This is a genomic window from Gemmiger formicilis (assembly GCF_018784445.1).
GTDB lineage: Bacteria > Bacillota > Clostridia > Oscillospirales > Ruminococcaceae > Gemmiger.
On record NZ_WQOH01000057.1, the window covers coordinates 1 to 235 of the forward strand.

The window sequence follows — 235 nt, forward strand, 5'->3', positions numbered from 1 at the left end:
TATTTTGAAATTCACGCAGAAAACTATTAAAGTAAAGAAAAGGAGAATTATCATGGATCAGAAGTTTTACATTTGCAAGCGTTGCGGTAACATCATTGCCAAAGTTAAGGACGTAGGCGTCCCTGTCGTCTGCTGCGGCGAGCCGATGAGCGAGCTCGTTCCCGGCACCACCGACGCCGCCGTGGAGAAGCACGTCCCTGTCTGGACGGTGGAAAACGGCATCGTCCATGTCAAG

General features: G+C 50.2%; 1 pseudogene. It reads left to right on the forward strand.

Annotated elements, in window-relative coordinates:
* Window positions 1-52 precede the first annotated feature (52 nt).
* Window positions 53-235, forward strand: a pseudogene (locus GPK89_RS16820) (desulfoferrodoxin); the annotation flags it as partial.